Genomic DNA, 20,493 nt, shown 5'->3' with positions numbered 1-20,493 from the left:
TTACTTTTAAAACTAAGCTGTGATTATAGCATTAAACGCGTTAAATTTAATCTGCAAAACCAAAACGATTTTCTTTGATAGAGCTTGGCAAAAGTGCAAATTTTGCATTTTCATTTATTTTTAATGCTTTTGTTTCTTTGATTAACTCATTTGGATTTTTCCATACATTTTCTGGGTCTATATAAATGCGGTCAAAACGCATCTCATTAACCATTGCAAAATAGACTGTATTTTTGTAAGCAGTTTTTACGACATTAAATTTATTTTGGCTTAGAATTTTTACCTTAATTTCTGTCGCACGCTTTTCATTTGTAGAGATAATCAAAAAATATTTCCTATGTTTTTTACAGATTGTATTAACATAGCGATATGCCAACGCGTCTTTTTCATTTAGTCGGTCTTTATTTAAATGCTCCATATATTGTTCTACAAAATAAATAATATTTGGAACGCGGTCATTTTCTGGAATCTTAAAAAAACCTTTAGAAAAGGCAACAGATTTTATAATTTTATGATAAATCTTATCATCTAAGATTGTTACACAAATATCTAATCCGCTTTTGACTTTTTTATAAATTCTTGTATAAATTTTTTGATAAAGCTCAGAAAAAGATTTTAAATAATGGGATTCAAATTTTTCTTTCATATCTGTTAAGCGCGCAGAAAGCCCACTATAATATTTTTCTGCTTTTAACATTTCTTCTAATTCTTTTTTGACTTTGTTTAATTTTTGTGTGTTTTTATCAACATCTAAATTCGCTTGGATTCTGCGCTCAAGCAACAAAATATCACTTTTTAGAGCATTTGTGCGTTTTTGTGCTAGATTTTGACTATCTCTTGAATTATTCATTGCTACAACTAAAGCTTGGTAATGGCATTGTTTTAGCAAAAAAGAATCTTGAAAGATTTGTTTTAAGTTTAGGTTATTGTAGCGCGAAAAATCCGAAAAAGCGGAATCTAAACGCGTCATAACGCTTAATTCTCCGATAAAATCGTCCTTCGCTATGGTTTTATCATTAAAGAGTAGATTATCCAATGCCTTAACCCCAAAACGTTTTAAATGTGCATAATCAAACAAAATCTCATCTTTAGTTACAGGTAAATCGTTTAAAAAAGAAATTGCTAAAAACTCTTGATGAAAGTAAGTTTTAATCGTATCTACAAGTTTGATAGTGAGCGGAATTTCTGTAATTTTTGTATAATCTGTGCTTTTATAGATTTTCTGCACGATTGCATCACGCGCATTACTTTGAAGTGTAAATAACTCTTCATCAGTATCATGACGCCAAAAATCTGCCTCGCTAATCATTGTATTTCCGCCAAATTCTTGAAATTTTGATACCTTACAATCTGTGATTTGGTGTGTTTCATTACAGCGAAATTCTACATACATTCCAACCATAGGCATTACTTTTTTATCATGCCAAGCTTCTTTATTAAAATCAAAAAGCATTTTAGAAGCATTAATAACAACACCCTTACCATTACTATTTAAATAACGCACTATTCTTCCATGCATGCATTCTGCCTTTGATACATTGTTAAATAAACTTCTTGCATACGCGCTTCTAGCTCTTCAAACCAATCTGGATTCTCTGGAGTAAAAGATTCTAAATACTGCACACTAAAGGGAGAGTTTTCAAAATCTAGCTTTTCAAAATTTAAACTCTTGCGCGTTCCGCAAAACACCACTGGTTGCACCTTTAGTTTAAAATTTTCTACTAAAAATTTTGCACCACTTTTAAAAGGAAGTAATTTCTCGCCACCTTTTGAACGCGTGCCTTCTGGAAAAATACACAACATTCTTCCTTGCTCCAAACGCTCTTTTGCTTCTCTTAGCAAAAATACAAGCTCTTTTTTGCTCTCACGATTGATTAAAATCATCTTTGGTGCTTTGAGTGCATGTCCATATAAGAAAACTTCACCTAGCTCTTTTTTAGCAATCCAACATAAATTATTGGGATGCACTGCTTCAAAATAGATAACATCCATAAAACTTTGATGATTCATAATAAGAATCTGCGCGCTTGAGTCAAGACTGCCTTGCGTAGTAACTTTGATTCTAAAAAGTTTGAAAAATAGCAGAGCCATAAACTTACGTATCGCACGGTGTGAGGTGTTAAACACATACATACACACAATCACAAGAGGCATTATTAATAGAATATAAAGCAACGCGCTATAAGCTCTAATTTTGGATATCATCTTTTTTTACCCACCCGATATGTTCATCTTCTAACAAGACTTTATAATAATTATTACGATTCCCTAAAATTTCAGCCTTTGTTTCATTTTGTGTCGTTAAAACAATCGTAGAATTAAAGGTTGGTTGGATTCTAAGAGCGACATTTCTTTTAAGCGTTACTTCACTTTTAAGCGTTAGAAAATACAATAATGCTATTAGCGCAAGAAACGCGAGCAAGAGAAAAAGGATTTTACGCTTATATAAATAAAGCCCAAAAAATAGTAGCGCAAAGAAAATCATTAAAGAAATTTTAAAGAATTGATAATTATTTTTTGGTTTAATATCACTTTGTGTGCTAACTCTGTCTTCACTTGCAATATTTGGAATTTGTAGAGTTTGGTATTTGGAAGTTTGCGTATTAAAATAATCAAAACTAATTGTCGTTTGATGCTTTGGAACAATCACATAATAAAATGCTACTGCTTGTTTATAGTTGCCACTTTTACTCTCAATGCCTTGCTGTTTGTAACTCTCAAGGTGAAAATCAAAGAGATTCCCCATTACACTTTGCAGTTGCAAAACTGCGAGATTTTGCGTAGAATCATAACTCGTAATTTTGGTGTCCAAAATTTCAAGATTCTGCGCTAAGACTTGAGAATACATACCTTTGCGTTCTAATTTAATAGCTCTCCCAACACTTCCTGCAAGGCTTTCGCTGATTAGCCCATCAGCAGTATTAACATTCACTTTAATGCTAGGAATTGCAAATTGAGAATGTTTTACCTTTAGATAAAAGGTGTTTTTCAAACTAGAATCTTCTGTATTTAATACCCATTCTTCTTTTGGATTTAACACCTCAACACTATTTTTTAAATTAGAATCCTCAAAAATAAATTCTGTATTGATAGTAGAATATTGCGTAAATATAAGCATTTTAAATTCTAATGCAATCACCTGATTCACATACAAAATATCCACCAAAGGAGTCAAAGCCTCTAAATAAATGTTTTTTACCAAAGGATTTGAAGTTTGGGAGTTTTGCGAAACATTCTCTTGTAAGATAGAATCCTGCATAGCATTTTGTGGCGTAAAATCTTGCAATTCTTCTGTATTTGGAATCTCTAGTGTGTTATTTTGGGATTCTGTATTGTCTAAATTAGGAGTTTCTTCAATAGTATCTTCTATCACTGCATTTGGCAATGGAATCTGCGGACTAGATGTATCATCTTGAGATTCCAAATTCTTAGAAAAAGATTGCGTTTCTAGTGGTTCTAAATATTGCAACTCTCTATCTTGTTGCGGATTTAAATCTTGCACATCTTCTATGTTTTTAGAATTCTCTGGGCTTTTAGGATTTTCTGGAAAAAGGCGCGTTTCATTTGCAAATAAACTTCCATAAATCCCAAAAATCCATAAAAAGGTAAATAAAATTCTCATAAAACTTTCAAAAATCCTTCTAGCATTTTCAAGCCAATATCTTGTCCTAAAACCTTTTCTACTGCGCGTTCTGGGTGTGGCATAAGCCCAAAGACATTTTTTTGTTTATTGCAGATTCCTGCGATATTTCCTAGTGAGCCATTAGGATTTTCTACATATTCTAGTAAAATTTGTGCGTTATCTTGCAAGGATTTTAATCCATCATCATCAATATAATAATTCCCATCCGCATGCGCGATAGGAATCCGCACAATATCGCCTTGCTGGAATTTGCTTAAAAAGATATTGGTATTATGAATAACTTTAAGGTTGGAATCTTTGGAGATAAAATGCAAATTTGTATTGCGTTTCATCGCGCCGGGCAACAAACCACTTTCAAGCAAGATTTGGAATCCATTACAGATTCCAAGCACATATCCACCATTGTTTGCAAACTCTACCACCGCTTTCATAATAGGAGAAAATCGCGCAATTGCTCCACTGCGCAAATAATCTCCATAACTAAATCCTCCGGGTATGACGACTAAACGCGTATCTTTTGGAAGCTCTGTTTCTTTATGCCATACAATCTTCGTTTTAGCACCAAGCAACGAAAAGGCATATTCCATATCATATTCACAATTTGTGCCTAAAAATTGTAGAATCGCAATCATAATTTATATCTTTATTTGATAATTTTCAATCACTAAATTTGCAAGGAGCATTTCACACATAGATTCTACTTCTTTTTTTGCTGCTTCTTTATTATTGTTGTTAATTTCTAGCGTGATGACTTTTCCCACTTTCACATCTTCTACGCCTTCAAATCCTAATGATTTCAAAGCGTGGTGAATCGCCTTTCCTTGTGGGTCTAAAACCCCTTCTTTTAAACCTACAATCACTTCTACTTTCATCGACAACCCTTAATTTAAGATTCTCTTTAAAATCTCTTCATACGCCATTTTAACATTGCCTAAATCTTGTCTAAAGCGGTCTTTATCTAATTTTTCTTTTGTATTTTTATCCCAAAATCTGCAAGAATCTGGCGTAATTTCATCAGCAAGTAGAATCTCTCCGCTAGAATCTACACCAAATTCTAATTTAAAATCTACCAAAATCAGATTCTTTTTATCAAAAAATTTTCTTAGCACGCCATTAACTTCACGTCCAATTTTGCGTAATTCATCTAATACTTCAACAGATTTAACACACTGAAGAATCAATGCGTGTTCATCATTAATAAGCGGGTCGCCAAGCGCGTCATCTTTGTAATAAAATTCCACTAAAGTAAAAGGCAAAGATTCTCCCTCTTTGATTCCTAAACGCTTGCTTAATGAGCCTGTTGCTACATTGCGCACAACTACTTCAATCGGAATAATTTTAACGCGTTTGCAAAGCATTAAATCTTCTGCTATGGTTTCTACATAATGCGTTTTAACACCATTTTTCTCTAATAATTTAAAAATCTCTGTTGAAATTTTGCAATTTAGAATCCCTTTACCCTGTTCGCTTCCCTTTTTCTCTGCATTAAAGGCAGTTAAATCATCTTTAAATTGTGAGATGATAAGATTTTCATCATCAGTTTTAAAAAGCTTTTTGCCTTTACCTTCATAAAGCATTTCTTTTTGCACTGCTTGCATTGCTTGCTCCTTATAATACTTTAAAGACCTTCAAAACATCAATTGCACTTTTTAACTGAATATCCTCTAGGACTTGCTTTTGCGTAATTGTGTTTTTTGGATTGCTTGGCGTTTTCTCTTTTTTATTATCCACTTTAGCAAGCTCACCTTCTAAGTGTTTTTGTAAATCCGCCTCTTTAATACTAAACCCACTATTTTCATCTGGCACGGCACCCGGAGCTACTTCAATATCTGGTGTTACACCTACTGCTTGAATCGTGCGCCCACTTGGCAAATAATATCGCGCAATCGTTAAACGCAAAGCTTCTTTTTTCTCTGTTGGCAATATAACTTGCACACTACCTTTTCCAAATGTCCCTTCGCCCACTAATACACCACGTTTATTGTCTTGAATCGCACCTGCAACAATCTCGCTTGCGCTTGCGCTTCCATTATTGATTAGCACAACAAGTGGAATCGCAGCATAAGGAGTATTATTTGTCGCGCGATACACAATATTTTCATCTTTGATTCTACCTTTTTGAGAGACAATGATTCCATCTTTGATAAATAAATCACTTAAGCCCACTGCTTGATTTAACAATCCTCCGGGATTATTACGCAAATCTAACACAATTCCATCAATTTTTTTGTATTTTTTGAGCTCTTCATTAACGCGTTGTGTTATGTTTTTATCAAAAGAAGTAACACGCAAATACACATAATCTGTCTCTGCAATACTTTTTGAATAAACAGATTCTACTTTAATATTATCACGCACAATATCAAACACTAAAGGCTTTTGTTCATTTTTGCGCACGATTGTTAGTTGCACCTTTGTATTTGGTTTTCCGCGCATTCTATTAACCGCTTCATCAATACTCATATTAAGCGTGCTTTCATCATTAATTTTTAGGATAATATCCCCACTCTTTAGCCCTGCTTTATCGCCCGGAGTCCCTTCAATAGGAGCAACAATGGTTAGCGCATTGTCTTTTAGAGAAATTGTAATTCCAATGCCTCCAAATTGCCCATCTGTTTGAATCTTTAAATCCTCAAATTTTTTCTCATCTAAATAAGCAGAATGCGCATCAAGGTTTGAAAGAAGCCCATCAATTGCCTTATCTACAATTTCATTAAGCGTTAGCTCATCGACATAATATTTCTCCACCGTGCCAATAACTTTACGCAACTTATTATACGCATCAAGACGCGATTCCTCTTCTGCGAAAACAAAACTTTGCAATCCTAGCAAAGCCACACCGACAAGCAAAAATACTTTATTTAAGCCTAGTTTATTCATTTTTACAACCTAAATTTAGTTTTTAAAACTTTGTGATTTTAACGCAATCTCACTAAAATAAAAATTATTTTTTATTGATTTTATCATCGTGAAAATCTGATATATTTCTTCCTAATGCTAGGAATATAAAATTATTTGTGAATATACATTCTTATCATATCAGATTCTCCATTTACAATACACAAAAACTCCCAACCATATCTTTCATAAAATCCTATATGGTCGCTAACAAGCATTCCAAATAAGATTCTTTTGGAATGCCCCATTTACTGCAAAACCATTCTGCTGCTTTATTCTTTAATTCTGCTCTTTCCCTTAATGTAATGATTTGATATTCATGCATCTTGATTTCTTATAAATCCAAATTTATTCAGGAATATTTCGGATTCTCTCTAAATCACCGCTGCATAAGACTTCAAGATTCTCAAAGATTTTTTTAGGCGACCAATCCCACCATTTTAGCTCTTGCAAATAGGCAATAAGTGCATCATCAAATCGCTTTTTGATAATTTTGCAAGGATTTCCACCTGCAATATGATACGCAGGAATATCTTTTGTTACAACTGAATTTGCTCCAATAATAGCTCCATTGCCAATATGAACACCGGGCATAATTGTAACATTTTGACCAATCCAAACATCATTACCAACAATCGTATCACCTTTGTATGGCAAATCATCTAAAGTAGGCGTGCATTTTTCCCAGCCACCTCCCATAATATTAAATGGATATGTTGTTATGCTATTCATTCTATGATTTGCGCCATTCATTACAAATTCAACGCCTTTTGCAATGGCACAGAATCTTCCTATAATGAGTTTATCACCAATAAATTCATAATGATGCGTTACATGCTCTTCAAATTTTTCTGCACCATTTGTATCATGATAGTAAGAATATTCGCCAACTAAAATATTAGGACGCGTAATGACATTTTTAATAAAGCATATACTTTTAATTGCCTCATTGGGATAAATAACATCTGGATTTGGTCCATATTGCATACGCAAAACCTTTCTTTAAATTTAGGGATTATTTTTGTTGCGCAAATGGATATAAAGCTGCAAAACTTCCAAGCTAGCAGGCGTTATACCACTAATTTCGCTTGCTTCAAAAAGACTTTTAGGGTTAAATTTTTTGAGTTTTTCAACTACTTCTAAGCTTAATCCCGGAATCCCATCAAACACAAAATCTTGTGGAATCTTAATGCTTAACATTTTATCCATATTATCAACCATACTTTGCTGTTTTTGGATATAGTTAAAATATTTTGCTTCAACCAAAATCTCTTCCAATGCGCGTTCAGAATAGCTAGAAAAAGGGCAATTTTCCACTTCTTGAATTTTAAGCAATTTATGCAAATCAAAACTACGGCGTCCAACAATTGTTCCCCAATTTGTCTTATCGCTAATTTTCTCCTCACAAATAGAATTTAAAAATTTAAGCAAAGCAGAAGTTGGTGTAACAATAGTATTTTGTAGCCACTCCAAACCCTCTTTAATCGCTTGCTTATCCTTTTGCAATTCTTTAAACTCTTCTTCTTCCATAAGTCCTAAATGATAAGCAAGTTCTCCAAGCCTAAAAATCGCATTTCCCTCACGCAAAAGCAGGCGATATTCCGCACGCGAGCTAAACATTCTATAAGGCTCTTTTGTGCCTTTGGTAACCAAATCATCTATCATTACACCAATATAAGCTTCATTGCGTTTGAGCGTAATCTCTTCTTTGCCTTGTGCGCTTAAAGCTGCATTAATGCCTGCAAAGATTCCTTGCGCCCCTGCTTCCTCATAGCCTGTTGTGCCATTAATTTGTCCTGCACAATAAAGATTTTTTAGTTTTTTTGTCTCTAGGGTGTGCCTAAGTTCTGTGGGATTGATATAATCGTATTCAATCGCATAGCCATAGCGCACAATTTCTGCATTTTCTAAACCTTCAATCGTATGAATCATTGCTTCTTGCACATCAAAGGGAAGCGAGCTTGTTAGTCCATTAATATAATATTCATTTGCTTCTAATGTTTGTGGCTCTAAAAAAAGCTGATGACGTTCTTTGTCTGCAAAACGATTAACTTTATCTTCAATGCTTGGACAATAACGCGGTCCTATACCTTCAATTTGTCCTGTAAATAAAGGTGCGCGGTGAAAATTTTCACGAATAATAGCATGTGTTTTGGCATTTGTGTAAGTTACATAACAAGGAAGTTGAATCGGGTTGAATGTATTTTCTCCAAGTTCTTTTTGGGTTTTTTTGCTAAAAAAGGGTGCGGGCATATCTCCATAATGTTTTTCTAAAATCTCAAAATTAATGCTACTTGCTTTAATCCTTGCGCAAGTTCCTGTTTTTAATCTTCCCACATCAAGCCCTAGAGTGCGCAGGTTTTCTCCTAGCTCCATTGCGGGAGGTTCGCCAGCACGCCCATTATTAGAAGTGTTTTCCCCGATATGAATTTTTCCACGCAGAAAAGTTCCTGTTGTTAGCACAACTTTTTTAGCATGATACACTTTACCAATCGTTGTTTTCACACCCACAACAGAATCTTCTTGCAGCACTAAAGATTCCACAATTTGTTGTGAAACTTCTAAGTTTTTTGTATGGTAGCAAAGATTCCGCGCAATGATTTTATAGCGGTCCATATCAATTTGTGCTCTTGTTCCACGCACTGCTGGACCTTTTGAAGCATTAAGCGTGCGAAATTGGATTCCACTTTTATCAGTAATATAGCCCATAACTCCGCCAAGCGCATCAATTTCTTTCACCAAATGTCCTTTGCCAAGTCCGCCAACAGCAGGGTTGCAACTTGCTGCCCCAATTTGTTCGACAAGCATTGTTAAAAGCAAGGTTTTACAGCTCATTTTAGCCGCTACAACGGAAGCTTCAATCCCCGCATGTCCCCCGCCTATCACAATCACATCATATTCCATCTTTACCCTTAAGGATTACAAATTTTATAGAATTATAATCAAAAGACATTTAACACACAAGATTTATAATGGATAGTAAGCTCTGTATTTTTAAAATCTATTACAATAGTTTTCTTCTTTAAAAATCTAATTCATGCGTTAAATTTTTAAATTTAATATCTTCTAACTGCTTTTTAATATGCTTATTTTCTTCATTTAAAGAATCAAGTTGTGCTTGCAATTGGATAATATTGCGGCTTGCATAATAAATATTGTTGCGCATATAAATCTTTGGGACAAATAAAAATAAAGCCAAAAACATACATGCAAAAACTAAAAGCACCATTTTAAAAGGAATCTCTCTAGTATTAAAATCCACTCCACTAAACACTGCTTCCTTTTCATCGACACCTAAACTTGTATTGACACTCTCTTTTAGATTCTCTTTTTCTAAAATCACACTATCAAAAGATACTCTATCTTCTTTGGATTCCATTAAAGGTTTTTGTAAATTTTCTTCTATTCTTAAATTTTCTTGCCATGGGTCCTCAAATCTAAAATCACTAGGGATATTTTCTTTGGGGTTTTGCTGCGTAAAATCTTTTTGCTCTTGATAACGTTCTTCCAAAAAATCTAAATTCTCTTCTAAAAACTTATTGTCTTTTTTAAACAAGCGTTCAAATAAGCTACGCTTTGGAATCTTATCTTTTTTTATTAAACGCAAATTTTCATAAGATTCCACAATTATCCCCTAAACTCAAAGCTACGCAACTTTGCACTACGTGAGCGCGGATTCTCTTTTAGCTCTTTTTCATCTGCACATAAAGGCTTTTTATAGAGATTTTTGCCTTTTCTATGCTTCTTGCCACAAACACAGCGTATCACAGAAGAATCGCAAATGCAATCCTTTTCCCATTCTTTAAAATACTGCTTAACAAGTCTGTCTTCTAAAGAATGAAAACTAATAATACTCACTCTTGCTCCTTTATTTAAAGGATTTTCACTCAAACATTGCAATAAACGCTCTAATTCTCCTAATTCATCATTTACAGCGATTCTTAATGCTTGAAAAGCTTGCGTTGCTGGGTGGATTTTAGGATGTTTAAAATGCCTAGCAATCAATTCGCTCAAACTTTTTGCACTATCAAATTTCTCAATTTTACGTTGCTCTACAATTAAACGCGCAAGTTTTTTATATTCTCTAATCTCTCCAAAATCCCTAAAAATACGCTCCAAATCATTTAGTTTGTAATGATTGACAATCTCTTTTGCGCTTTCTTGACGCATTTGGTCCATTCGCATATCAAGATTAGGAGAATCAAAACAAAATCCACGTTCTTTATTATCAAATTGCATTGATGAAACACCAATATCCGCTAAGATTCCAACAATCCTTTGTTTTAAGTTTTTATCGCTTAACAACTCTTTGACTATAGCACTATAACGCCCATCTCTAAAACATATTCTATTACCAAATTTCTTTAAACGTTGCATGCTAAAGGCTAATGCGTCTTTATCTTGGTCAATACCGATAATCTCTAAGTTTGGATAAGCTTCTAAAAGTGCGCAACTATGTCCCCCAAATCCTAATGTGCAATCTAGCAAAACTCCCCCTTTTTGCACTTCTTGTGTATCAAAAGATTCTAAGACTTGTTCTAATAAAACAGAAATATGTGGAATCTCCATAATCCCCCTACTCTTTTGCGCGCGTAATAGATGCACATAACTTTGTAAGCTTTGCTTCTAAATCTTCATAACCGCGGTCTAAATGATAAATACGATGAATTCTAGTCTCTCCTTTTGCAACTAATGCAGCAAGCACAAGTGCGCTAGAAGCACGCAAATCTGTCGCCATTACATCAGCACCAATAAGAGGGCTTACTCCATTAATTGTTGCTGTGTTTCCGCGCAAACTAATATTTGCTCCCATTCTTTGTAATTCATTGACATGCATAAAACGATTTTCAAATAAACGCTCTTCAATAATGCTACTTCCTTCACATTGCGTTGCAAGTGCCATAAACTGCGCTTGCATATCCGTTGGAAATCCGGGATATTCCGTAGTTGATAGCGCAAAGGCATTGCGTTTAGTAGCTGGATAAATCGTAATGGAATCTTGATTATAAGTTAGCTTAAAGCCAATTTCTTCAAACTTTGCAATAACTGCTCCTAGATGACTAGCTTCTATGCCATGTAAAGTAATTTGAGAATTTGTAATCGCCCCTGCACACAAATAAGTTCCCGCTTCAATACGGTCTGGAATCACGCTAATCGTATTTGGAAGCATTAAACCTTCTTTATTTGTGCCATAAATTTCTATGGTATCACTTCCAATTCCGCTAATCTCCACACCGCTATTACGCAAAACTTCACATAACTGCACTACTTCAGGCTCTTTTGCAGCATTCATAATTATTGTTTTCCCTTTTGCCATTGCAGCAGCCATTAAAATATTTTCTGTGCCAGTAACGGTAATTTTATCAAAATTAATGATTGCACCTTTTAACCCTTCTTTTGCATTTGCAACAATATAACCCTCTTCAATACGAATCTCTGCTCCCATTTTTTCTAAAGCTTTAATATGCAAATCCACAGGGCGCGCACCAATAGAACAACCTCCGGGCAAGCTCACAGCACAATGTCCAAACCTACCAAGAAGAGGACCTAAAACCAAAATTGAAGCGCGCATTTTACGCACAATATCATAAGTCGCTTTTGTGCTGTTTTGCGCTGCAACATCAACATTTACAATATGTTTATCAAATCTTTCTACGCTGCAACCTAACATTCTTAGAAGCTCAAAAAAAGTTTCAATATCCACAACATCAGGAAGATTTTGCAAGCTTACAGAGTTTTTTGAAAGCAAAGTTAAAGCAATAAGCGGTAATGCAGAATTTTTTGCTCCTGTAATATTAATTGCCCCATTTAAACGCACACCACCTTGCAATGTTAGGTAATCCACTTTTTCTCCTTTGTATTATTTTTTGCCTTTACGTTCTTCACGATTCTTTAATGCAGAACCAATTACTGTTTCAATTTCTTTTTTATAATTTGGATTTGCCTCTACAAAGGATTCACGACTACGCACAACACGGTCAATATCCATTTTTGGACATTTAGAAAACGCAGAAACAAAATCAATGCAGCCTTGATATTCTTTGCTATCTTTTGCTGCATTACCAAAATGCAAAAAATACTCTTCAAAAGCTTTTAATGCTTCTTCTAATTGTTCTATACTAGATTCTTCATTTTCAAAAACAGAAATTAAATAATCAATATTTCTTAACTTTCGTTCATGTCCTTTTAAATCGTCCAAATATGCTTGTATGCGCTCATAAACAATAAACACCATTGTTAGCAAAAAAAATGGGAGTATTAAAAGGCTGACTAGAAAAAAAACAAAAAGGTGAAAAGTTAGATTATACATTAAAACATTTCACCTTTTAAAAATTTTTCATAAAAGATATTAGTAGCCTTAACAAATCCATCTACACTCCCACAATCATAGCGCGCACCTTTAAATTTATATGCTAGCACCATTCCCTTTTTGCATTGCTCTAAAAGTGCATCTGTGATTTGAATCTCTCCATTTTTTCCCGGTGGCGTATGGCGTAAAATCTCAAAAATATCCGGTGTTAAAATATAGCGTCCAATAATTGCTAAGTTGCTAGGTGCTTTGTCTTTGGAAGGCTTTTCTATCATATTATCCACCACAAAAACATTTTCATCTATAATCCTACCCGCAATCACACCATATTTACTAACATCCTCCATATCCACTTCTTCAACCGCTACAATAGAGCAACGGTATTTTTCATAAATTTTACACATTTGGCTTAACACACCAAGTTCTGCGTTTTCACATAAATCATCACTCAAAACCACTGCAAAGGGCTCATTTCCAATTAGTGTTTCTCCACACAAAATTGCATGTCCTAAGCCTTTCATCTCCATTTGTCGCGTATAAGAAAAGCTACAAACTTCTAAAATATGGCGAATATTTTTTAAATAACTCTCTTTGCTTGTGCCTTTAATTTGGTTCTCTAACTCATAACTAATATCAAAATGGTCTTCTAATGCCCTCTTACCACGCCCAGTAACAATTGCCATATTAAAGATTCCAGCTTCTATTGCCTCTTCCACACCATATTGAATCAATGGTTTATTAACAATAGGCAACATTTCCTTTGGCATTGCTTTTGTTGCTGGTAAGAAGCGTGTCCCATATCCTGCTGCTGGAAATAAACATTTTCTTATCATTATTTCTCCCTTATATTAGCTCCCATAAACCACTTTGGTATAAGGCATAAAAATGTGCAGCCGTGCGTGGATTGCGTGTTCCTTTTTGGCTAGCATATTGCATTGCCTTTTGGCAAATTTTATCCCATTTTTGTGGCAATTTTGAGTTTTCATCACTAAAATAACTCTTTAAAACCTCTAAATATTCCCCGCTTCCTTGCGTGTAAAAGCCAATACACAAAGGAAAACGATCACTTAAGGCAATCTTATCTTCATTGCCTTCATAACCAAAAATTTCATTCTCCTCGTGAAATTCTGGAAGTAGATGCCGTCTGTTGCTTGTCGCATAGACTCTGATATTTTTTGGCAAGGATTCTAATCCTCCTTCAAGCACACTTTTTAACCCCTTATAATTTTCATTTTCTTCAAAACTCAAATCATCACAAAATACAATAAATTTATAATTTTTCTCTCTTAAATCATCAAAGATTTCAGGCAAAATTCCCAAATTCTCTTTATCAATCTGCAAAACCCTTAATCTATTTTTTGCATATTTTAACAATAATGCTTTTATTAATGAGCTTTTTCCGCTTCCTCTAGCTCCCCAAAGTAGCACATTAACACCCAAATCTTGCTCTAAAAATGCTTCTGTGTTTGCGCATAATAAAGCAATTTCTTTTTCTAATCCTATAAAAGACTCTAAACTTTTAGATTCTACATTTGTGATTCCATAGATATACCCACTCTTGCGATAAATTCCAGCAATGCAGTTTTCTAAATCCCACTGCATATTAGACATTTTTTGCCTTTTTATTTTTTGTAGTTTTGCTTTGTTTTGCTTTGTTTGAGGTTTTGATTTTGGATTCCTTATTTTTCTCTATTTTAAGGGCTTTTTTTGGTTGGATTTTATGCACAAATGCCCCTTTGATATAAGAAAAACTAACTATTCCACCCTTGCTTAAATCCCCAAAAAGCATTGCATCGCTCAAGATATTTTTAATCTCTTTTTGGATAACAAGCCCAAGCGGGCGCGCTCCAAGCTCTGCATTAAATCCTATTTCTGCTAAGTGCTCTTTTGCACTTTTTTCTAAAATCACCTCAACAGATTTATCTGCAATTTGCAGATTTAAATCTGCAATATTCTTATCAACAATTCTTAAAATTTCTTTATGTGAGAGTGGATTAAAAGCAATAATCGCATCAAGACGATTTCTAAATTCTGGAGAAAAATTCTCTTTAATCGCACTAGAAAAACGCAAACTTGTATCTTGTTTAAATCCAAGCACAGGAGATTCTTTAGACCCAACATTAGAGGTTAAAATCAAAATCACTGAAGAAAAATCCACACTCTCACCATTATTATCTGTTAATTTTCCATAATCCATTACTTGCAAAAACACATTAAGAATATCAGGATGCGCTTTTTCAACTTCATCTAAAAGCAGCAATGTATGGGGATTTTTCTTAATCATTTCTGTTAAGATTCCACCTTTTTCATAGCCCACATAGCCAGCTGATGCTCCAATTAATTGTGAGCTTGAAATTCTTTCCATATACTCACTCATATCCAAACGTTCAAAATTAATACTAAGTGCCTTTGCAATTTCTTTTGCAAGTTCTGTTTTACCAACTCCACTAGGACCACTAAAAAGAAAAGAACCAATCGGTTTATGTGGCATTCCTAATCCTGCTTTATTACGCTTTAATGCACTTACAACTTCTGTAATTGCATTATCTTGCCCAAAAATTCTGCCTTTTAAATATTTTTCCAGATTTTTTAGCACGCTTTTATCATCTTTTGTTGCTTCAATCTCTGGAATCTTCGCCATTTTTGCAACCATTTTTTTAATACTTTGCAAACTCACCTTGCCACTTTTTCCATCTAATTTATAACTTGCACCTACTTCATCAAGAACATCAATAGCTTTATCTGGCAAAAAACGCTCATGTAAATAACGTATGGACAAATCAACGATTAGCGCGATTGCTTCACTAGAATAACTAACATTATGATGTTTTTCATAATGCTTTTTAACACCTTCTAAAATTGAAATACTCTCTTCGCGACTTGGTTCTTTAACTTCTATTTTAGCAAAACGGCGTGAAAGTGCCTTATCTTTATCTAAAAATGAACGATACTCCGCGTAAGTGCTTGCCCCAATGCAACGTAATTTACCATTACTAAGCATAGGTTTTAATAGGTTACTAGCGTCCATACTTCCACTATTTGTAGCTCCCGCTCCAATTAACATATGAATCTCATCAATAAACAAAACCACATTACCTAGCTCTAAAACTTCATCTGTCAAACTTTTAATACGTTTTTCAAAATCCCCTCTATATTTTGTCCCTGCTACTAATGCTCCCATATTTAACAAATACATTTCCGTATCTTTTAAAGGACTTTGTGCGGCAACCATTTTTAATGCAAGCCCTTCAGCAACTGCTGTTTTGCCAACTCCCGGCTCTCCAACAAGTAAAGGGTTATTTTTCTTTTTACGCAACAAAACTTCAAAACAACGGCGAATCTCCACTTCCCTTCCTACCACGGGATCAATCTTACCTTCCCTCGCCATTTGTGTAAGATTTGTGCAGTAATTCTCTAATGCAGATTCTTTTTTTTCGCCATTGTATTCTTTATCCCCCAAAGATTCCTTTGCTCTTGTATAGGACTCGCTAGAAAAACTTTCTTGATTCTCTGTAATGTATTCTAAAACATTCAGACGCGTGATTCCTTGCGCGCTTAAAATTTGCGCACAAAATGCCTTTTCTTCCTCTAAAATCGCTGCAAGCAAATCACTAACTTGTGCTTGCTGGCGTTGTGCTCCCTTTACATGCCCTATCATTATCTCAATCACACGCGTAACAGCTAGTGTTTCTTGTGGCATTACACCTTCTTCATTTTCTTTAGGATAAGATTGTAAAAATTGTTTCAAGTAACGCTCTACCTGTTTTTTCATAATCTCAACATTTCCCCCACACTCTTCTAAGGCTTTAATGATTTTTTTATTTCCTAGAAGTGCGTAAAAAATATGCTCTAATGTTAAATACTCGTGTCCATGCGCTTTTGCTTCTTTTTGTGCTTTTTGTAAAACAATATTTAATTCTTTGCTAATCTCAAACATTTTAAATCTCTTATATTTTTTCTAAAATTGCACGCAAGGGATATTGCTTTTCCTTAGCCATTTTACGCACTTGAGCAGCTTTAATTTCTGCAATATCATAAGGATAGATTCCACATATCCCTTTTCCATTATGATGAATTTGTAACATTAAGTTCAATGATTCTTCAAAACTCTTATGAAAAATGACTTGCAACACTTCCATTACAAACTCTTGTGTTGTGTAATCGTCATTTAACAAAATTACACGATAACGGATGGGTTCTTGAATTTTTTCCAATGTTTCTACAATAGGGTCAATTTGTGCGTCTTTTGGCAAAATATTCCTTAAGTTTTAAGATAGCGTAAATTATAACATTTTTTAATAATTTTTTCTTTATAACTAGCAGTAAATTTTAGCCTTTTCATTTTGAAGTTTTGCGCGTAAAACTGCTTCTTTTATGGCATTTAGATAGCTCTTAGATTTTGCTTTATTTTGATATGCAATATCAAAGGCTGTGCCATGATCAACAGAAGTGCGAATAATAGGGAGATTAAGTGTAATATTGATACTTTCTTTAAAATACAAAGTCTTAAGCGGAATCAATCCTTGATCATGATACATTGCCACATAATAGTGCAAATGCTTGCCGACAAACGCAGTATCAGGCACAAGCGGACCAATATACACTTCTTTACCCAAGCTTGTATTGACAAAGGTAATTGCTTCTCTTATGGCATTTTCCTCATCTCCTAACACACCAAAATCTCCAGCATGCGGATTTAACCCCAAAACCCCACAAGGTGTTTTTAAAATATGTGGCGCAAAAGCAAATAAAAAATTTTTTAAAGATTCCACTTTAATACGTGCTGAAATTTCCTTTAGCGCAATATGATCACTAAAAAGAGCAACATAAAGTTTTGGAGAGCCTAGCATCATAATTGCTTGACTTTCCTCTTGTTTTTTTAGTTGTCCATTTTTTTTTAAACTCTCTTTTAAAATATCACGCAAAGCTTCTGTATGCCCAGCGTAAGGAATCCCTGCTAACTGCCATGCTTTTTTATGAATCGGCAAAGTTACTAATGCTTTTGTTTTTCGCTTTAGTGTTAAATTTAAACCTTGCAAAAAACTTGCATACGCATAAGCTCCGCTATCTTTATTGATTTCTCCAGGGATAATCTTTGGGAGTTTTATTAAAGGGGATTTGCAAACTAGAGATTTTGGAATCTTGAGGGATAATTTTTTAGCAGCACTTTTTAATAAATCTTTATCCACGCAATACACAGGATTGCAAAGCTTGCAAACTTTTTTATGATTCTTTAATAAAATCTCTAATCCCACTCCATTTGGGTCGCCAACACTTATTGCAATTTTCATTTAATAACACGCGCCTTTTGTATTTAGCTCAAAACTTAACTCGCGATTAGGCGAAGGAATAACAAGCTTAAAGTCCATTGATTCTTGCTTTTTTAATGGAGTTTTATAAATCTCAATATGCGAATATTTAGGATTTATCTTATGTTTTATGCGCTCAAGTCTTTTTAAGCCTTTTGGAATCAAATCTACCTTAACCACACAACCCCTAAAATCTAATAATCCTAAGTTTTTAAAACTTCCTTCCACAAAATACACTGCATCGTATTGTAAGCTTTTATTATGCGTAAGTGTAAATTCTATCTTTTTTAAATACGATTCCATAATACTTTGGTAAATAAAGGGTGAAACAATAACTAATGCTCCGCTTGATAAAAATAAAATAAGAAAAATAAAAGCGCGTGCGCGCAAAGCAATACTTAGTAGAAAAATTAATAAAATACATAAAAAAATACAAATTAGCACCAAATAATCAGGTAACGCAAAAAAATGCGATATATCTAAGAGTTTTAGTAGATACCCTTTTATTCCTTCCATATCGAAACACTCACACTATTGCCTTGCATTTTTTTCATCAATTCCACTTAGCCCAAAACGCCTTAAAATCTCTTGTTTAACTAAATCAGGAGAAATATCCTTATATGCCAATCCAACAAGAGAATGATAAAGTAAATCCGCTGCTTCATAAATGATTTCTTTGTTATTATTATCCTTAATAGCAAAGCCAAGTTCTGCTGCTTCTTCAACAATTTTTTTTGCAATCGTATTTTCACCCTTGTAATAAAGTTTTGCAGTGTAAGAAGTTTTTGGGTTTGCATTTTTTCGCTCTAATAAAGTGTGGTATAAAGCATCTACTGCCCCATAAATCACAGATGAATTCATTTTGGATTCAATCTTTGATTCTATCACAAAGCTATCCAAGTCAATCGTGTTAAAAAAACAACTTTTTTCGCCTGTATGACAAGCTACACCTTGTTGTTCTACCTTTAAAAGCAAACTATCTTTATCACAATCCAACGCTATAGCGTGGATTTTTTGTGTATGTCCGCTTTGCTCACCCTTTTTCCAAATGCGTTGCTTAGAGCGCGAAAAATAATGAGCAAATCTACTTCGCAAGCTTAACTCCAAAGCTTCCTTGTTCATAAAGGCAAGCATTAAAACAGCTTGCGTTTGATAATCTTGCACGATAACAGGAATCAAACCATTGAGTTTTTCCCACGCAATTTGTTGCCAAATCTCTTGCACTTCAAGAATCCTTATTGACTTACAGAACTTGCGCGTTGATTATCTTTAGAATCTAGCCAAATATTTGGTGTTGCACCACCGGGCGTTAAGAAAATCTTTGCATCGCGATTATTTTGCAAGGCTTCGTTAAATTTCCCTTGCACTTCAATTTGTCGTAATTGCAATAAGGGATTATTCAAACTTTGACTAATTAGGCGGTTTGCTTTTGCCTGTGCATCTGCTTCAATAATCGTTGCATCAGCAACCCCTTTTGCAAGGGCTGCCTTTTTCTCTGCTTCTTGTTTAGCACGTTCTACTTCATATCTTGCGCGCTCTGCTTCTTGACGCGCAACTTGCACGCGTTCAATTTGTTCTTTAATCGCAATTGGCAAAACAATTTCTGTTAGCTGGATAGAGACAAGTTCTACTGGACGATTTTCCAAACTATTGATATTTTCTCTAAAGCGTTGGTCAATAAGGGTTGCAATTTCGTTGCGTTTTGTCGGCAACTCCTCAGCTGGAAAACTTCCTACAACATTGCGCACAATTTCACGAATCACAGGAGTAATGATTCTCTCTTCCCAATTTTGCCCCCATGTTGCAATAGTTTGAGGCACACTTAAAGGGTCTAAACGATACTGCACAGCAAGTTCTACTGATACAGATAAACCCCTAGAATCCAACACGCTAATTGCTTGGTTTCTTAAGCTCCCCTCATCGCGATTGCGATAGCTTGAAGTCTCCACACTTGTAAATTCTGCGATTCTAACTTTTGTATTCACCGCAATAATCCTTTGAATGCCCGGAATAAAAAAATGGATTCCCGGTTGTAATGGCGTAGGGTCAAACTCCCCTGTGGTAATTTTCACACCCACTTCCCCACTATTAATAATCGTAAAAGGCTTGAGTAAAAAAAATAGAATCGCCAAGATGACAACAACATAAATTCCAGCCATTTTTTTACCATTTGGCATACTGAAATTTGGCATTTTTGGAGTTTGGAATCCGTGATTTTTATTTCCTCCGCTATCTCCACCATTTCCATTGTTGGAATTATTATCATTTGGGTTTTGATAATTTTTGTTTTTTTGTCTTAAATGTTCATTTAAATCAATCGGCATAAACAACCT

General features: G+C 34.5%; 22 protein-coding genes. All 22 read right to left on the bottom strand.

Going from position 1 to position 20,493, the window contains the following annotated elements; all coding sequences use genetic code 11:
* Positions 1-46: 46 nt before the first annotated feature.
* The 22 genes from LS70_RS07540 to LS70_RS07435 all read right to left on the bottom strand — a co-directional run bounded on the left by LS70_RS07540 (position 47) and on the right by LS70_RS07435 (position 20,484).
* Complete coding sequence (locus LS70_RS07540) at positions 47-1,504, bottom strand: hypothetical protein (protein WP_236096459.1); 1,458 nt, start codon at positions 1,502-1,504, stop codon at positions 47-49.
* Positions 1,504-2,205 carry a lysophospholipid acyltransferase family protein gene (locus LS70_RS07535; protein ID WP_034289584.1) on the bottom strand — a complete coding sequence of 234 codons (702 nt, stop codon included), beginning with the start codon at positions 2,203-2,205 and terminating at the stop codon, positions 1,504-1,506. Before LS70_RS07535 ends, LS70_RS07540 begins: the two co-directional genes overlap by 1 nt.
* Complete coding sequence (locus LS70_RS07530; protein WP_236096458.1) at positions 2,189-3,622, bottom strand: SH3 domain-containing protein; 1,434 nt, start codon at positions 3,620-3,622, stop codon at positions 2,189-2,191. Before LS70_RS07530 ends, LS70_RS07535 begins: the two co-directional genes overlap by 17 nt.
* Positions 3,619-4,278 (bottom strand): phosphoribosylformylglycinamidine synthase subunit PurQ, encoded by a 660-nt coding sequence (gene purQ, locus LS70_RS07525; protein WP_034289581.1) that lies wholly within the window; start codon positions 4,276-4,278, stop codon positions 3,619-3,621. Before purQ ends, LS70_RS07530 begins: the two co-directional genes overlap by 4 nt.
* The gene (gene purS, locus LS70_RS07520) at positions 4,279-4,515 is read right to left on the bottom strand and encodes a phosphoribosylformylglycinamidine synthase subunit PurS (protein ID WP_034289579.1); all 237 of its coding nucleotides are present in this window, start codon (positions 4,513-4,515) and stop codon (positions 4,279-4,281) included. It abuts the gene before it with no gap.
* Positions 4,516-4,524: 9 nt separating this feature from the next.
* The gene (gene purC / locus LS70_RS07515; RefSeq protein ID WP_034289576.1) at positions 4,525-5,241 is read right to left on the bottom strand and encodes a phosphoribosylaminoimidazolesuccinocarboxamide synthase; all 717 of its coding nucleotides are present in this window, start codon (positions 5,239-5,241) and stop codon (positions 4,525-4,527) included.
* Positions 5,242-5,251: 10 nt separating this feature from the next.
* Entirely contained in the window at positions 5,252-6,523 is a 1,272-nt protein-coding gene (locus LS70_RS07510) for a S41 family peptidase (protein WP_034289573.1), read from the bottom strand.
* 131 nt (positions 6,524-6,654) lie between these two features.
* Positions 6,655-6,789 (bottom strand): hypothetical protein, encoded by a 135-nt coding sequence (locus tag LS70_RS10320; protein WP_268902946.1) that lies wholly within the window; start codon positions 6,787-6,789, stop codon positions 6,655-6,657.
* Between the two features lie 100 nt (positions 6,790-6,889).
* On the bottom strand, positions 6,890-7,528 hold the full coding sequence (locus LS70_RS07500; protein ID WP_034289571.1) for a Vat family streptogramin A O-acetyltransferase: 639 nt from the start codon (positions 7,526-7,528) through the stop codon (positions 6,890-6,892).
* A gap of 21 nt (positions 7,529-7,549) precedes the next feature.
* Positions 7,550-9,445 carry a tRNA uridine-5-carboxymethylaminomethyl(34) synthesis enzyme MnmG gene (mnmG, locus tag LS70_RS07495; RefSeq protein ID WP_034289568.1) on the bottom strand — a complete coding sequence of 632 codons (1,896 nt, stop codon included), beginning with the start codon at positions 9,443-9,445 and terminating at the stop codon, positions 7,550-7,552.
* 118 nt (positions 9,446-9,563) lie between these two features.
* Entirely contained in the window at positions 9,564-10,166 is a 603-nt protein-coding gene (locus LS70_RS07490) for a hypothetical protein (protein ID WP_034289565.1), read from the bottom strand.
* Positions 10,167-10,168: 2 nt separating this feature from the next.
* Positions 10,169-11,110: a 16S rRNA (cytosine(1402)-N(4))-methyltransferase RsmH gene (gene rsmH, locus LS70_RS07485; RefSeq protein WP_034289562.1), complete on the bottom strand. Its 942-nt coding sequence runs from the start codon at positions 11,108-11,110 to the stop codon at positions 10,169-10,171.
* A gap of 7 nt (positions 11,111-11,117) precedes the next feature.
* Positions 11,118-12,386 (bottom strand): UDP-N-acetylglucosamine 1-carboxyvinyltransferase, encoded by a 1,269-nt coding sequence (gene murA / locus LS70_RS07480; protein WP_034289559.1) that lies wholly within the window; start codon positions 12,384-12,386, stop codon positions 11,118-11,120.
* Positions 12,387-12,401: 15 nt separating this feature from the next.
* Positions 12,402-12,851 carry a hypothetical protein gene (locus LS70_RS07475; RefSeq protein ID WP_138109402.1) on the bottom strand — a complete coding sequence of 150 codons (450 nt, stop codon included), beginning with the start codon at positions 12,849-12,851 and terminating at the stop codon, positions 12,402-12,404.
* Positions 12,851-13,684 (bottom strand): UTP--glucose-1-phosphate uridylyltransferase GalU, encoded by an 834-nt coding sequence (gene galU / locus LS70_RS07470; RefSeq protein WP_034289557.1) that lies wholly within the window; start codon positions 13,682-13,684, stop codon positions 12,851-12,853. Before galU ends, LS70_RS07475 begins: the two co-directional genes overlap by 1 nt.
* A 10-nt stretch (positions 13,685-13,694) precedes the next feature.
* Positions 13,695-14,462 (bottom strand): DUF815 domain-containing protein, encoded by a 768-nt coding sequence (locus LS70_RS07465; protein ID WP_034289554.1) that lies wholly within the window; start codon positions 14,460-14,462, stop codon positions 13,695-13,697.
* Entirely contained in the window at positions 14,455-16,788 is a 2,334-nt protein-coding gene (locus tag LS70_RS07460; protein WP_138109401.1) for an AAA family ATPase, read from the bottom strand. The genes LS70_RS07465 and LS70_RS07460 overlap by 8 nt, the downstream gene beginning before the upstream one ends.
* 10 nt (positions 16,789-16,798) lie before the next feature.
* Positions 16,799-17,104 carry an ATP-dependent Clp protease adaptor ClpS gene (locus LS70_RS07455; RefSeq protein ID WP_034289552.1) on the bottom strand — a complete coding sequence of 102 codons (306 nt, stop codon included), beginning with the start codon at positions 17,102-17,104 and terminating at the stop codon, positions 16,799-16,801.
* A gap of 63 nt (positions 17,105-17,167) precedes the next feature.
* The gene (gene pdxA / locus LS70_RS07450; protein ID WP_034289549.1) at positions 17,168-18,142 is read right to left on the bottom strand and encodes a 4-hydroxythreonine-4-phosphate dehydrogenase; all 975 of its coding nucleotides are present in this window, start codon (positions 18,140-18,142) and stop codon (positions 17,168-17,170) included.
* On the bottom strand, positions 18,143-18,676 hold the full coding sequence (locus LS70_RS07445) for a DUF2393 family protein (RefSeq protein WP_034289546.1): 534 nt from the start codon (positions 18,674-18,676) through the stop codon (positions 18,143-18,145). It lies immediately after the preceding gene.
* A 15-nt stretch (positions 18,677-18,691) separates the two neighbouring features.
* Entirely contained in the window at positions 18,692-19,384 is a 693-nt protein-coding gene (gene hisIE, locus LS70_RS07440; RefSeq protein WP_034289544.1) for a bifunctional phosphoribosyl-AMP cyclohydrolase/phosphoribosyl-ATP diphosphatase HisIE, read from the bottom strand.
* A gap of 11 nt (positions 19,385-19,395) precedes the next feature.
* Positions 19,396-20,484: an SPFH domain-containing protein gene (locus tag LS70_RS07435; protein ID WP_034289722.1), complete on the bottom strand. Its 1,089-nt coding sequence runs from the start codon at positions 20,482-20,484 to the stop codon at positions 19,396-19,398.
* Positions 20,485-20,493: the final 9 nt, after the last annotated feature.

The sequence above is a fragment of the Helicobacter sp. MIT 11-5569 genome (assembly GCF_000765695.2).
In the GTDB taxonomy this organism is placed as follows: Bacteria; Campylobacterota; Campylobacteria; order Campylobacterales; family Helicobacteraceae; genus Helicobacter_D.
Note: the sequence above shows the minus strand (reverse complement) of the source record. Positions and strands in the feature narration are given on the sequence as shown.

What these genes read in the sequence shown, in the direction of transcription:
- LS70_RS07530 (WP_236096458.1), bottom strand. Translation starts at nt 3,622, where the DNA reads ATGAGAATTTTATTTACCTTTTTATGGATTTTTGGGATTTATGGAAGT.
- mnmG (WP_034289568.1), bottom strand. Translation starts at nt 9,445, where the DNA reads ATGGAATATGATGTGATTGTGATAGGCGGGGGACATGCGGGGATTGAA.
- purS (WP_034289579.1), bottom strand. Translation starts at nt 4,515, where the DNA reads ATGAAAGTAGAAGTGATTGTAGGTTTAAAAGAAGGGGTTTTAGACCCA.
- purC (WP_034289576.1), bottom strand. Translation starts at nt 5,241, where the DNA reads ATGCAAGCAGTGCAAAAAGAAATGCTTTATGAAGGTAAAGGCAAAAAG.
- LS70_RS07510 (WP_034289573.1), bottom strand. Translation starts at nt 6,523, where the DNA reads ATGAATAAACTAGGCTTAAATAAAGTATTTTTGCTTGTCGGTGTGGCT.
- LS70_RS07465 (WP_034289554.1), bottom strand. Translation starts at nt 14,462, where the DNA reads ATGTCTAATATGCAGTGGGATTTAGAAAACTGCATTGCTGGAATTTAT.
- galU (WP_034289557.1), bottom strand. Translation starts at nt 13,684, where the DNA reads ATGATAAGAAAATGTTTATTTCCAGCAGCAGGATATGGGACACGCTTC.
- LS70_RS07445 (WP_034289546.1), bottom strand. Translation starts at nt 18,676, where the DNA reads ATGGAAGGAATAAAAGGGTATCTACTAAAACTCTTAGATATATCGCAT.
- LS70_RS07460 (WP_138109401.1), bottom strand. Translation starts at nt 16,788, where the DNA reads ATGTTTGAGATTAGCAAAGAATTAAATATTGTTTTACAAAAAGCACAA.
- LS70_RS07475 (WP_138109402.1), bottom strand. Translation starts at nt 12,851, where the DNA reads ATGTATAATCTAACTTTTCACCTTTTTGTTTTTTTTCTAGTCAGCCTT.
- LS70_RS07435 (WP_034289722.1), bottom strand. Translation starts at nt 20,484, where the DNA reads ATGCCGATTGATTTAAATGAACATTTAAGACAAAAAAACAAAAATTAT.
- LS70_RS07500 (WP_034289571.1), bottom strand. Translation starts at nt 7,528, where the DNA reads ATGCAATATGGACCAAATCCAGATGTTATTTATCCCAATGAGGCAATT.
- rsmH (WP_034289562.1), bottom strand. Translation starts at nt 11,110, where the DNA reads ATGGAGATTCCACATATTTCTGTTTTATTAGAACAAGTCTTAGAATCT.
- pdxA (WP_034289549.1), bottom strand. Translation starts at nt 18,142, where the DNA reads ATGAAAATTGCAATAAGTGTTGGCGACCCAAATGGAGTGGGATTAGAG.
- LS70_RS10320 (WP_268902946.1), bottom strand. Translation starts at nt 6,789, where the DNA reads ATGGGGCATTCCAAAAGAATCTTATTTGGAATGCTTGTTAGCGACCAT.
- LS70_RS07535 (WP_034289584.1), bottom strand. Translation starts at nt 2,205, where the DNA reads ATGATATCCAAAATTAGAGCTTATAGCGCGTTGCTTTATATTCTATTA.